Origin of the sequence: Halorubrum saccharovorum DSM 1137, assembly GCF_000337915.1 — an archaeon.
GTDB classification, from domain to species: domain Archaea; phylum Halobacteriota; class Halobacteria; order Halobacteriales; family Haloferacaceae; genus Halorubrum; species Halorubrum saccharovorum.
Map to the genome: position 1 here is coordinate 1 of NZ_AOJE01000065.1, position 12,597 is coordinate 12,597.

The following is a 12,597-nucleotide window of genomic DNA, read 5'->3' on the forward strand; positions in this document are numbered from 1 at the left end:
AGGAGATGTGTATAAGAGACAGCTGCAGGAGCGCGTCGCCAACGGCGAGGCCGCGCCCGTCACGGTGAAGCCGTACGAACTGGAGGAGTTCTCCGACCTCGAACGCGACGAGCTCGTCGACAAGCTCGCCGACCAGATCGAGGACGACGAACTCGTCATGCGGTACAACTTCGCTGATTCGCCATGAGCCTCGAACGACCAGACACCGTCGACGACGGGGCCGTCGAGCGCACTCCCGACGAGCTGGAGGCGCTCTTGGGCGACCTCGTCGTCGACCGCGACGACCACCTGAACGCGCCCGGGTTCGTCATCCGGCCCGACACCGTCCAGGAGACGCTCTCGATCCTGAAAGAACAGGCGGGGTACGACCACCTTTCGGTGGTCTCCGCACAGGAGTACGAGAACCGGTACGAGTCGATCTACCACCTGAAGAAGTTCGACGACCCGACTCAGGAGGTCAGCGTCGTCGTTCCCGCCGACAAGGACAATCCGGTCTCGGAGTCGGCCGAGCCCGTGTTCCGCACCGCCGACTGGCACGAGCGCGAGGCATACGACCTGATCGGGGTCGAGTACGACGGCCACCCCGACCTGCGCCGGATCCTGCTACCCGAGACGTGGCAGGGACACCCCCTGTCGATGGACTACGACAAGGACCGGCCGCAGATCGCCACGCTGCCGGAGCACGCGAACCCGTTGCAGGAGCATCACAAGGACGCCGAGTCCGACACGATGTTCCTCAACATCGGGCCGCACCACCCGGCGACTCACGGCGTGCTCCACCTGAAGACGACGCTCGACGGCGAGCAGGTCGTCGACGTCGAGCCCGACATCGGCTACCTCCACCGCAGCGAGGAGCAGATGGCCCAGAACGGGACGTACCGCCACCAGATCATGCCGTACCCCGACCGCTGGGACTACATCTCGGCGGGCCTGCTCAACGAGTGGGCGTACGCGCGGGCGGCCGAGGACCTCGCCGACATCGAGGTCCCCGAGTACGCGCAGGTCATCCGCACGATGGGCGCGGAGATGTGCCGGATCGCGGCGCACATGCTCGCGCTCGCCACGTTCGCGCTCGACATCAACGGCGACTTCACGGCGACGTTCATGTACGCCATCAACGACCGCGAGCGCGTTCAAAACCTCCTGGAGGATCTGACGGGCCAGCGGCTGATGTTCAACTACTTCCGGCTCGGCGGCGTCGTCTGGGACCTGCCGGAGCCGCGCGAGGAGTTCTTCTCGAACACGCGGGACTTCCTCGACCAGCTCCCGGAGTCGATCGAGGAGTACCACAACCTCATCACCTCCAACGAGATCTTCCAGATGCGGACGATCGACACGGGCGTCCTCCCGCCGGAGGTCGCGAAGAACTACGGCGCCACCGGCCCCGTCGCCCGCGGGTCGGGGGTCGACTACGACCTGCGCCGCGACGACCCGTACGGGTACTACGACGAGCTCGACTGGGACGTGGTCACCGAGGACGGCTGCGACAANGACGACCCGTACGGGTACTACGACGAGCTCGACTGGGACGTGGTCACCGAGGACGGCTGCGACAACTTCAGCCGCCTGCTCGTCCGGATGCGCGAGGTCGAGGAGTCCGCGAAGATCATCGAGCAGTGCGTCGACCTGCTCGAGGACTGGCCCGAAGACGAGCGGAACATCCAGGCGAACGTGCCGCGCACGCTGCGGCCCGACGACGACACCGAGATCTACCGCGCCGTCGAGGGCGCCAAGGGCGAACTCGGCATCTACATCCGCGCGGACGGCACGGACAAGCCCGCGCGGTTCAAGATCCGATCGCCCTGCTTCTCGAACCTCCAGACGCTCCCGGAGATGGCGAACGGGGAGTACATCCCCGACGTGGTCGCCGCGCTCGGTAGCCTGGACATCGTTCTCGGGGAGGTGGACCGCTGATGGGGACGGCGCCCGCACAGCTGTTCCCCGAGTTCCTCGTCGACGCGTTCGGGATCGACAGCGTCCTCGGCGACGTCGTCGCCTCGCTGATCGGGGCGGCGCTCGTCGCGAACATCATCCTCGCGTTCTCCGGCGTCGCCGGGCCGTGGGCGAAACGGAAGATCACGGCCGCGTTCACCGACCGGATCGCGGTCGACCGGATCGGGCCCTACGGGCTGCTCATCATTCCGGCGGCGGCGGTCCAGCTGCTCGCAAAGGAGCTCATCATCCCCGAGGGCGTCGACCGCCCGACGTGGGACCTCGCCCCGATCGTCCTGCCGGCGTCGGCGATGCTCGGGTTCTCCGTGATCCCGATGGGTCGGATCGGCCCGCTGAACATCCACCTCGCCGACCCCGAGGCCGGGCTGGCGCTGGTGTTCGCGTTCGCGTCCATCGCCTCGGTCTCGCTGGTGATGGCGGGCTACGCGTCGAACAACAAGTACTCACTTCTCGGCGGGCTCCGCGCCGTCGCGCAGAACCTCGCGTACGAGATCCCGCTCATCGTCACCGCGATGTCGGTCGTGATCTTCGCTGGGACGCTCCAGATAAGCGGCGTCGTCGGGGCGCAGACGGGGACGCTCGTGACGATCGCCGGGGTCTCGATTCCGTCGTGGTACGCGTTCGTGAACCCGTTCGCGTTCGTGCTGTTCCTCACGGCGAACATGGCGGAGATCGGACGGAACCCGTTCGACATCCCCGAGGCGCCGACGGAGATCGTCGCGGGGTACCAGACGGAGTACTCCTCGGCGTACTTCGTCCTGTTTTACCTCGGCGAGTTCGTTCACATCTTCCTCGGCGGTGCGATCCTCACCGTGACGTTCCTCGGTGGGGCGTCCGGCCCGGGTCCGGAGAGCATCAGCTTCATCTGGTTCGTGGTGAAGGTCTGGGGCTTCTTCCTGTTCACGCAGTGGGCCCGCGCGGCGATACCTCGCGTCCGGATCGACCAGCTGATCGAGATCGGCTGGAAGGGAATGCTGGTGCTGTCGTTCGCGAACCTGGTGCTCACGGCCGTAATCGTGGGGGTGATCGCGTAACATGATCGGACTCATGAAATCCATGGCGACGACGATGAAGCACGCGCTCGACGGGAAGACGTTCACGGTGGAATACCCGGAGGACGCGCCCGAGGTGAGCCCGCGCTTCCGCGGCGTCCACAAGTTCAGTCAGGAGCGGTGTATCTGGTGTCGGCAGTGCGAGAACGTCTGCCCGAACGATACGATCCAGATCGTCCAGGACGACCAGCGCAACGGCGAGCAGTACAACCTCCACATCGGGCAGTGCATCTACTGCCGGCTCTGCGAGGAGGTCTGTCCCGTTGACGCCATCCTGCTGACGCAGAACTTCGAGTTCACCGCGGACACGAAAGACGACTTCGTGTACAACAAAGAACAGCTCAAGAACGTCCCGTGGTACAAGGGAATCGACCCGCTGGAGTCCCGGAACCCCGATCGCGGCGCGTGGATCGGGGAGGGAGACGGCGAGGTCGACTACCAGTAGCGGGCGCGTCTCGAAATCTTCAAAGGGACTCTCATAGGAGACAAACACAATGGTTTATGCTACCATCGCGTTCGGGCTGTTCGCCGCGGTCACGCTGGCGTTCGGCCTCGGGGTTGTCCTGGCGCGCGACGTGTTCCACGCCGCGTTGCTTCTGGGCGGTGCCCTGACGAGCGTCGCGGTGCACTACGTGATGCTGCAGGCGGAGTTTATCGCCGCCATGCAGATCCTCGTCTACGTGGGCGGGGTCTTGATTCTCGTCACGTTCGCCGTGATGCTCACGCGATCGGACACGGAAACGGAGGTGAATAGCGCATGAGTAACGATGACTCCCGAAGCCGCGGGCGTCTCGTGCCCGCAATCGCGGTCGGACTCCTGTTCGCCGTACTGGCCCTGACGGTGCTGTCGGCCGACTTCGGCGAGGTCGCGGCGTTCCCGGCGGACGCGTCGATCGTCCACAACATCGGGTACGCCCTCTTCAACCTGGGCGAGTACGAGCTCGGCTCGGTGCCGTCGGAGGGCTTCCTCGCCGCGTTCCTGATCGCGGCGGTCGCGCTCGACGTGGCCGTCGACGGCGCCGTTTACCTGGCGAAACGCGAGGAGGACGGCTCCATCGTCGCCGCGGTGGGCGAGGCGCTCACCGACGGCGGGCGAGAGGGGGGTGAACGGTAATGACCGCCGTCGCTTCCTCGATCCCGCCCGAGTGGTACCTGCTGCTGGCCACCGCCGTGTTCTGTATCGGCCTGTTCGGCGTTCTCACGCGGCGCGACGCGCTGTACTTCCTCATGAGCGTCGAGCTCATGATGAACGCCGCGAACATCAACTTCGTCGCGTTCGCGCTGTACTACGGTGACCTCACGGGACAGGTGTTCGCCCTGTTCGTCATCGCGCTCGCGGCCGCGGAGGTCGCGATCGGGATCGGCATCATCCTCGTGTTGTACCGCAACTTCGGCGTCACGGACGTGACCGTTCCAACGGAGATGAGGTGGTAACATGATAGACGTGTTCTCATACGTTCCGGCGATCGTTCTCCTCCCGTTCTTCTCGTTCCTGATCGCCCTCGGTGTCGGCAAGCACCTCCCGAAGGGCGGCGCCTTCGGCGGCATCGCGGCGACAGCGGGGTCGTTCCTGCTCTCGCTGTGGGTGCTCGCGACGGTGGCGGGCGGGGAGGCGGCGAACCGCACCCTCTACACGTGGGCGGACGCGGGCGGCATCGGTCCGACGGACATCGAACTGTCCTTCGGGATCCTGGTCGACCCGCTGTCGGCGCTCATGCTCGTCATCGTGACGCTCGTGGCGCTCTTAGTCCACGTGTTCTCGCTCGGCTACATGAACGACGAGGGCGAGACGGGGCTCCCCCGGTACTACGCCGGGCTCGGCCTGTTCACGGCCTCGATGCTCGGGTTCGTCGTCGCCGACAACCTACTGATGGCGTTCATGTTCTTCGAGCTGGTCGGGCTCTGCTCGTACCTGCTCATCGGCTTCCACTTCCGGGAGCCCGGTCCGCCGTCGGCGGCGAAGAAGGCGTTCCTCGTCACGCGGTTCGGGGACTACTTCTTCCTGGTCGGCGTCGTCGCCGTGCTCGCGACGTTCGGCACCGCGCAGTTCGCCGGCGCGGAGTCGTTCCCGGTGCTCGCCGAGGCGGCGCTCGCCGGAGAGGGCTCGGTCGCGTGGACGCCGGGCGGCGTCGAACTGCAGACGTGGCTCACCGTCGTCGGCCTGCTCGTGCTGGGCGGCGTCGTCGGGAAGTCGGCGCAGTTCCCGCTGCACACGTGGCTCCCCGACGCGATGGAGGGTCCGACGCCCGTCTCCGCGCTGATTCACGCCGCGACGATGGTGGCGGCCGGCGTCTACCTCGTCGCGCGCATGTATGGGTTCTACGCGCTGACGCCGACGACGCTCGCGGTGATCGCCTTCATCGGCGGCTTCACCGCGCTGTTCGCGGCGACGATGGGGCTCGTGAAAGACGAGCTGAAGCAGGTGCTCGCGTACTCCACCATCTCGCAGTACGGCTACATGATGCTCGCGCTCGGCGCGGGCGGGTACGTGGCCGCGGTCTTCCACCTGACCACTCACGCCTTCTTCAAGGCCCTGCTGTTCCTCGGCGCCGGTGCGGTGATCATCGCGATGCACCACAACGAGGACATGTGGGACATGGGCGGGTTGAAGTCGAAGATGCCGGTGACGTACTACACGTTCCTCGCCGGTTCGCTCGCGCTCGCGGGCATCTTCCCGTTCGCCGGCTTCTGGTCGAAAGACGAGATCCTCTACGAGGCGCTCGTCCACGGGCTCAACGATCCGCTGCTGCTCGGCGGCTACCTGATGGGGCTGCTCGCGGTCCCCGTCACCGCCTTCTACACCTTCCGGATGGTGTTCCTGACCTTCCACGGCGAGCCTCGGACCGACACCGCACGCGATCCGGAGCCCGTTCGCTGGAACGTGAAGGGGCCGCTGACGGTGCTGGGCGTGCTCGCGGCGGTCACCGGATTCATCAACATGGTTCCGGTGCAGAAGGTCCTCGGACTGGAGGGGATCGACCTGCTCCACCTCTGGCTCGACAACCACTGGGGCGGCATCGAGGGGCTCTCCTCGCACCACTACGCCGACATCGGGCCGTACAGTAGCGGCTACCTCGTCGGCGGCGAGGTCGGTACGGTGCTCGTCGGCGCGGCCGTCTCGCTCGGCTTGGCGCTGGCGGGGCTCCTCGTCGCTTGGCGGCTCTACAACGTTCCGTCGCCGACGGAGCACACGGCGAAGCTCGGCGGGATCAAAGACGTGCTGTACAACAACTACTACTTGGACGAACTGCAGGTATGGCTCGCGTATCGCACCGAGGACGTCGCCGGCGGGGCGAACACCTTCGATCAGGGGATCATCGACGGCGTCGTTAACGGCGTCTCGTCGGTGAGTCTCTTCGGCGGGAGCCGGATCCGCCGGCTCCAGAGCGGCGTGGTCTCGCAGTACGCCACGCTGCTCACGCTGGGGCTCGTCGCGTTGCTTCTCGCGCTCGGCGTGACCGGGGGGTGGTTCCTATGATGATCGAAGCCCTCATCGGGTTCACGTTCGTGGCCGCGCTCCTCGTGCTGCTCGCCCCCGACGAGTGGGCAGGCCGGCTGGCGTTCGCGTTCAGTCTGCTTCCGTTCGCCGGGGCGCTGTCCCTCTGGTCCGGCTTCGACGGCGCCGGCAACGCCCTCACGGGCGGCGATATCGCGTACGCGACCCAGATCGAGTGGCTGGAGGTCGGCGGACGGACCGTGTCGTGGTTCGTCGGCGTCGACGGGATCAGCCTCCCGCTCGTCGTGCTCACGACGTTCCTCGTCCCGCTCGCGATCGTGAGCGCGTGGACGCCGATCGACGCCAGGCAGAGCCAGTTCTACGGGCTCATGCTGTTCATGGAGGCGAACCTGCTCGGCGTGTTCACCGCGCTCGACTTCTTCCTCTGGTTCGTCTTCTGGGAGGCCGTGCTGGTGCCGATGTACTTCCTCATCGGTATCTGGGGCGGTCCCCGCCGGAAGTACGCCGCGATCAAGTTCTTCGTCTACACGAACGCGGCGTCGCTGCTGATGTTCATCGGGTTCATGTCGCTGACGTTCGCGCTCGGTGACTCCGTGAGCTCGTTCGCGCTGCCGGAGATCACGCAGGCGATCGCCGACGGCGGTCTCGGCACGTGGTTCAACATCTCGCCGGACCGGATCGCGATGGTCGCGTTCCTCGCGATGTTCCTCGGGTTCGCGGTGAAGGTCCCGATCGTCCCGTTCCACACCTGGCTGCCCGACGCCCACGTCGAGGCGCCGACGCCGGTGTCGGTGCTGCTGGCGGGCGTGCTCCTGAAGATGGGGACGTACGCGCTGCTCCGGTTCAACTTCACGATGCTTCCGGATCAGGCGTCCGCACTCGCGATTCCGATCGCCGCAGTCGCCGTCATCAGCGTCATCTACGGCGCGATGCTGGCGCTGGCCCAGAAGGATCTCAAGCGGATCGTCGCGTACTCCTCCGTCTCGTCGATGGGGTACGTCATCCTCGGATTAATCGTGTTCACCGAGTACGGCGTCGGCGGCGCGACGTTCCAGATGGTCGCGCACGGCCTCATCTCGGGGCTGATGTTCATGGCGGTCGGCGTCATCTACAACGCGACGCACACGCGGATGGTCGGCGACATGTCCGGCATGGCCGACCGGATGCCCGTCGCGGTGGGCATCCTCGTCGCCGGCGCGTTCGGGTACATGGGGCTCCCGCTGATGGCCGGCTTCGCCGGTGAGTTCTTCATCTTCGTGGGCTCCTTCGCCGCCCCGGCGCTGCCGTACGCGCCGATCTTCACGGCGCTGGCGATGTTCGGTATCGTCATCGTCGCCGGCTACCTGCTGTCGGCGATGCAGAGCACGCTGTTCGGGCCCTTCGAGCTCGAGACCGACTACGACGTGGGTCCCGCGCCGTTCCACGACGTCGCCCCGCTCGCGGTGTTGCTGGTGGCGATCATCGTGCTCGGCGTCGCGCCCGACATCTTCTTCGAGATGATCCGTGACGCTGCCGTTCCCGTGGTCGAGGGGGTGACCGTCGATGGTTAACACGCTTCCGCAGGTCGCGGCGCTGTTGCCCGTGTTCCTGCTCGGATTCACCGGGCTCGCGCTGCTGCTCGTCGACACGATCAGCCCCGACGCGCGGTCGAACACCTCGATGGCGGTCGTCGGAGCGGTCGGTTCGCTCGCTGCGCTCGCGGCGAGCGTCTGGCTGGTCGTTTCGGGCACCGGGAGCACGGACACCGGCGGCGCGATCACCCTGTTCGCCGAGGCGATCAAGGTGGACACGATGGCGCTGTTCTTCGCCGCCATCTTCGCGTCCGTGACGGCGCTGGTCGTCGTCGCGGCCCACGACTACTTCCACGACCACGAGAGCCCGGCCGCGTTCTACTCGCTCGTCGTGTTCGCGGCGACCGGGATGACGCTGCTCGCGGCCGCGAACTCGCTCGCGGTCGTCTTCGTCGCCTTGGAGATGGTGTCGCTGCCGTCGTACGTGCTCGTCGCGTACCTCAAGCAGAATCGCGGGAGCGTCGAGGCGGGGATGAAGTACTTCCTCGTCGGCGCGCTCTCCTCCGCCATCTTCCTGTTCGGGATCTCGCTTGTGTACGCGGCGACCGGATCGCTGCTGTTCAGCGGCGTCGCCGAGGGGATCGGCTCGCTCGACGGCCTCGCCGGCGTCGCGGGCCTCGGGATCGTGATGATCGTCGGCGGCGTCGCGTACAAGACCGCCTCCGTTCCGTTCCACTTCTGGGCGCCGGAGGCGTACGAGGGCGCGCCCGCACCGGTGAGCGCGTTCCTCTCGTCCGCCTCGAAGGCGGCCGGCTTCGTGGTCGCGTTCCGCCTGTTCACCGAGGCGTTCCCGGTGGGCGCGTCGCTCACCGCCGGCATCGACTGGGTGCTAGCGTTCGGTATCCTCGCGGCCGTGACGATGACGCTCGGTAACTTCGCGGCGGCCGTTCAGGAGGAGGTCAAGCGCATGCTCGCGTACTCCTCCATCGGGCACGCCGGCTACGTGCTCATCGGCGTCGCGGCGCTCTCGCAGGACGGTGGCGCTAACGGCGCCGTGATGGGCGCCGCGATGGCGCACCTGCTCGTCTACGGGTTCATGAACACCGGCGCGTTCCTCTTCGTCGCGATGGCGGAGCGGTGGGGCGTCGGCCGGACCTTCGAGGACTACGCCGGCCTCGCGCGGCGCGCTCCCGTCGCCTCGACGGCGATGGCCGTCTTCATGTTCTCGCTCGCCGGGCTCCCGCCGTTCGCCGGGTTCTTCTCGAAGTACTTCCTGTTCATGGGCGCCATCGACAACGGCTTCCTGTGGCTGGCGGCGTTCGGCGCCGTCAACAGCGTCGTCTCGCTGTACTACTACAGCCGAGTCGTGAAGGCGCTGTTCATCGACGACCCCGCGTCGTCGAGTTCGCTGGACGCGATCGACGTGCGGCCGACCGGGCTGTACGCCGCGGTCGTCTTCGCGGCGGTCGCGACGGTGCTACTCCTACCCGGCTTCGGGCCGGTCATCGAGACCGCCGAGGCCGCGGCGTCGGCGCTGTTCTAACGGCTCGACGCGCCCTCGCGGCGCTTCCGCTTTCGGTCTCCGTTCTCCGAACCGGTACCCGCAGGTATTAGCGCGTCCGTCGCTTCCGTCGATCCGTGAGCAGAACTCGAACGTACCGCTGTCTGAACTGCCTCGAACACACGATCGACCGCGAGTTCGACACCTCGCACCTGTCGGTGACCTGCCCGAACTGCGAGTCGTTCGAGCGGTTCGTCAACGAGGCGGCGTATCAGCAGTTCCGGGCGTTCGAGGAGTCGCCGCCGGACGAGCTCGACTGGGAGCGACTCGAGCGGACGGAGAAGCTGGTCGTCGCCGAGCGGCTCGCCCGCTCGACGAAGACGATCGAGGACTTCGCCGTCGTGGAGAGTAACGGCGACGAGGGCGACGGAGACGAGGGCGACGGGGACGAAGACGAAAGCGCCGACGCCGGCGCCGAGTCGCCGATCCCCGAGTAGGGAGTATCAGCGCGCGTACAGCTTCCCGCCGACGAGGGCCGCGAGGTCGTCGTCGCTCGGCGTCACCGCCACGTAGGGGCGATCGACGGGACCGAACACGTCGACGACGCGGCCGACCGTCGCGAGCGACTCGTCGACCACGGACGAGCCGATCCGAGGCGGCTCCGCGCCCGCCTCTGCGCGCGCGATGGCGAGCCCGCCGGCGGTTCGGACGACCGTGCCCACGCGGCGCATCGTCACTCTCGGATGACTCCGAGATAGGCGGCGATCGCCTGCACGAGGTCGTTTTTCGCGGTGTCTTCGGTGCCCCGCACGACCACCGCTCCGCGCGGCTCGAACTCCCGGGAGTAGGTCTTCTCGCGTTCGATCACCGCGTCGTAGCCGACCTGTTGGACGGCCTTCGCGATCTCGTCGACGGTGGGTTCCTCGATCGCGAGGTCCATCGGGACGCGGCGTCCCTCCGACCGCGATCGGTCGGCGTCGAAGTACGCGGGATAGACGACGTTCTCGACCATATACCGGAGAGGCGAGCGCGCGGCGTAAGGTCGTTTCGGACCGGTTCGACCCGGGGCGCTCACAGAGGACCAAGGAGGATGCCCACGACTTCAGTCGTGGGTCACTGACGAGGTCTTGAACTCGAACCTGGCGCCGCCGGAGTCGCCGGACAGCGCGCGCACTTTCCACCCGTGCGCGTCGGCGATCCGCTTCGTGATCGCGAGCCCGAGGCCGGTTCCGTTCTCCTCGGTCGTGAATCCGCTCTCGAACACGCGGTCGCGCTCGACCTCTGGGAGCCCGCGCCCGTCGTCCTCGACGAAGAAGCCGCCTTCCGTCTCCGAGTCGTCGCCGCGAAACGCCGCCGCTCCGACGCGCACGGTGAGGGGGGCGTCGCCATCACCGTTCTCGTTCGCGGGACACCGGCCGTGTTCCACGCTGTTCCGGAACACGTTCTCCAGCAGCTCTCGCGTGCGGGTCGCGTTCGCGTCGATCGTCACGTCGCCGTCGACGACGAGTTCGGCGTCGCCCGTGTCGACGCTGTCCCAGGCGTCCCTCGCGAGCGCCCCGATCGAAACGGGACTCGTCTCGCCCACCGACTCCCCCTGTCGGGCCAGCGAGAGCAGGTCGCCGACGAGCTCGTCCATGCGCCCCAGCGCCTCGGCCGCCTTTTCGAGCTGGCTCGTCTCGCCGGTCTCGATCGCGAGGTCGACGTACCCCTCTGCGACGGAAAGCGGATTCCGGAGATCGTGCGAGACAATCGAGGCGAACTCGTCGAGCCGCTCGTTCTGGCGCTCCAGTGCCGCCTCGCGCTCGCGCCGCTCCGTCACGTCGGTGTAGATGGCGTACCCCGAGACGTTCTCGTCGTCGAGCCGGATCGGCACGACGTGGAGGATGAAATGTCTGTAGCCGTCTGCGGTCTCGCGGGTCACTTCCTTCCGGACGTTCTCGCCGCGTCGAAGCCGTTCGTTGAGTTCCATCGCCTCGGATTCGGCCTCGTCGGTGGGGGGGACGATGAAGTCGTCGACGGACTCGCCGATCACGCGCTCTGCGTCGTAGCCGAACGTCTCTTCGAAGGCGTCGTTGACCCGGTGAAAAACCGGATCTCCGTCGACGTAATCGTAGGCGATCGCCGGGTCGGGGACGTTCGAGAACAGCGCGAGCAGGTGATCGCGCTCGGCCCGCAGCGCCTCGTCGACCCGGATCCGGTCGAGGGTCTCCTCGACGTGGGACGCGAGCAGCTCCGCGAGCCGCCGGTCGCTCGCGTCGAACCCGTCTTCGTCGCTCGCGAGCTGGAGCACCGTGTCGTCGCCGACCGGAAGCGAGAGGAGCGTCCGGTGGGGGACCGCCTCCGCAGTCCGGGACTCGACCACCGGCTCGCCGGTCTCGACAGCGGTCCCGACTGCGCCGCGCCCGACTCGAACGCGGTCGCAGTCCTCGACCGAAACCTCGGACGAGGCCGCTATCGGCTCGACCCACTCCCCGTCGCGGACTCCGACGACACAGTGGTGTTCCGGGAACACCTCGTCGGAGACGGCGATCGCGGTTCGATGGGCCTCTTCGACGGATCTGACCGACGCGAGCCGGGTCACCTCCGCGTTGAGCTGCTCGATCCGCGAGGGCGTGCGCGTCGGATCGTCGCGGTCGATCCCCGACTCGTCTCTGCCTGCGAGCCACCGGAGCGTCGCGTCGAGGTCCGCCGGAGTGGTCGAGATCGCGTCGACGACCGGGTCGGTCGCCGGCTCCGAGGCGGGGTCGTCGACGAACGCGACCACGCGGCAAAACCGGTCGCGACCGCGGACGGCGTCGAGTCCCTCGGCGTCGAGGACGACCGCCACGTCCGCCGCCGTGAGGTCGTCGACGGACGGTGTCGGGTCGGTGCTGTCGACGGACGGTGGCGAGTCGGTGGCGTCGACGGACGCGGGAGCGGCGGTGACGCTTTCCAACGCGTCGGCCACGTCGGCCGCCTCGTCCGGGTCGCGGGCAAGAACGAGAACGGACGGTCGCCCGCTGGACTCTGTCTTCACTCTACCGAGAGATACGACTGGAACGCGGATAAATTTTCCTTCCGTCGTCGGTTTCTCCGGAACCGAGGACCGGTCGTCCGGAGGGAAAGCGCGTGGTAGCGGGACGC

The 12,597-nt window shown here is 67.3% G+C and carries 13 protein-coding genes and 1 pseudogene; 11 read left to right on the forward strand and 3 right to left on the reverse strand.

From position 1 onward, the window contains the following. From C471_RS13185 to C471_RS13235, 11 genes and pseudogenes are all read left to right on the forward strand, one after another. A pseudogene (locus C471_RS13185) lies at positions 1–187 on the forward strand (NADH-quinone oxidoreductase subunit B); the annotation flags it as partial. Beyond that, complete coding sequence (locus C471_RS13190; RefSeq protein WP_004049813.1) at positions 184–1,914, forward strand: NADH-quinone oxidoreductase subunit D-related protein; 1,731 nt, start codon at positions 184–186, stop codon at positions 1,912–1,914. The pseudogene C471_RS13185 and the gene C471_RS13190, both read left to right, overlap by 4 nt. Continuing rightward, positions 1,914–2,987 carry a complex I subunit 1/NuoH family protein gene (locus C471_RS13195; RefSeq protein WP_004049814.1) on the forward strand — a complete coding sequence of 358 codons (1,074 nt, stop codon included), beginning with the start codon at positions 1,914–1,916 and terminating at the stop codon, positions 2,985–2,987. Before C471_RS13190 ends, C471_RS13195 begins: the two co-directional genes overlap by 1 nt. Position 2,988: 1 nt before the next feature. Further along, positions 2,989–3,450, forward strand: a complete 462-nt coding sequence (locus C471_RS13200) for a NuoI/complex I 23 kDa subunit family protein (RefSeq protein ID WP_004049816.1) — start codon at positions 2,989–2,991, stop codon at positions 3,448–3,450. Between the two features lie 49 nt (positions 3,451–3,499). Further along, a complete protein-coding gene (locus C471_RS13205) occupies positions 3,500–3,766 on the forward strand; it encodes an NADH-quinone oxidoreductase subunit J (RefSeq protein WP_004049822.1) in 267 nt (88 codons plus the stop codon). Next, on the forward strand, positions 3,763–4,119 hold the full coding sequence (locus C471_RS13210; RefSeq protein WP_049909407.1) for a hypothetical protein: 357 nt from the start codon (positions 3,763–3,765) through the stop codon (positions 4,117–4,119). Before C471_RS13205 ends, C471_RS13210 begins: the two co-directional genes overlap by 4 nt. Next, positions 4,119–4,439 (forward strand): NADH-quinone oxidoreductase subunit NuoK, encoded by a 321-nt coding sequence (gene nuoK / locus C471_RS13215; protein WP_004049827.1) that lies wholly within the window; start codon positions 4,119–4,121, stop codon positions 4,437–4,439. Before C471_RS13210 ends, nuoK begins: the two co-directional genes overlap by 1 nt. A gap of 1 nt (position 4,440) precedes the next feature. Next, positions 4,441–6,483 carry an NADH-quinone oxidoreductase subunit L gene (gene nuoL, locus C471_RS13220; protein WP_004049829.1) on the forward strand — a complete coding sequence of 681 codons (2,043 nt, stop codon included), beginning with the start codon at positions 4,441–4,443 and terminating at the stop codon, positions 6,481–6,483. After that, positions 6,480–8,012: a complex I subunit 4 family protein gene (locus tag C471_RS13225; RefSeq protein ID WP_193366127.1), complete on the forward strand. Its 1,533-nt coding sequence runs from the start codon at positions 6,480–6,482 to the stop codon at positions 8,010–8,012. The genes nuoL and C471_RS13225 overlap by 4 nt, the downstream gene beginning before the upstream one ends. Continuing rightward, positions 8,005–9,516 carry an NADH-quinone oxidoreductase subunit N gene (locus C471_RS13230; protein ID WP_004049833.1) on the forward strand — a complete coding sequence of 504 codons (1,512 nt, stop codon included), beginning with the start codon at positions 8,005–8,007 and terminating at the stop codon, positions 9,514–9,516. Before C471_RS13225 ends, C471_RS13230 begins: the two co-directional genes overlap by 8 nt. Positions 9,517–9,611: 95 nt before the next feature. Then, positions 9,612–9,971: a hypothetical protein gene (locus C471_RS13235; protein ID WP_004049835.1), complete on the forward strand. Its 360-nt coding sequence runs from the start codon at positions 9,612–9,614 to the stop codon at positions 9,969–9,971. A gap of 6 nt (positions 9,972–9,977) precedes the next feature. Here the strand turns inward: C471_RS13235 and C471_RS13240 are convergent, their stop codons facing one another. The 3 genes from C471_RS13240 to C471_RS13250 all read right to left on the reverse strand — a co-directional run bounded on the left by C471_RS13240 (position 9,978) and on the right by C471_RS13250 (position 12,490). After that, positions 9,978–10,205 (reverse strand): H/ACA ribonucleoprotein complex subunit GAR1, encoded by a 228-nt coding sequence (locus tag C471_RS13240; protein ID WP_004049836.1) that lies wholly within the window; start codon positions 10,203–10,205, stop codon positions 9,978–9,980. A 2-nt stretch (positions 10,206–10,207) separates the two neighbouring features. Then, a complete protein-coding gene (gene srp19 / locus C471_RS13245; protein ID WP_004049838.1) occupies positions 10,208–10,486 on the reverse strand; it encodes a signal recognition particle subunit SRP19 in 279 nt (92 codons plus the stop codon). Positions 10,487–10,576: 90 nt separating this feature from the next. Further along, positions 10,577–12,490: a receiver/sensor box histidine kinase gene (locus C471_RS13250; RefSeq protein ID WP_004049840.1), complete on the reverse strand. Its 1,914-nt coding sequence runs from the start codon at positions 12,488–12,490 to the stop codon at positions 10,577–10,579. Positions 12,491–12,597: the final 107 nt, after the last annotated feature.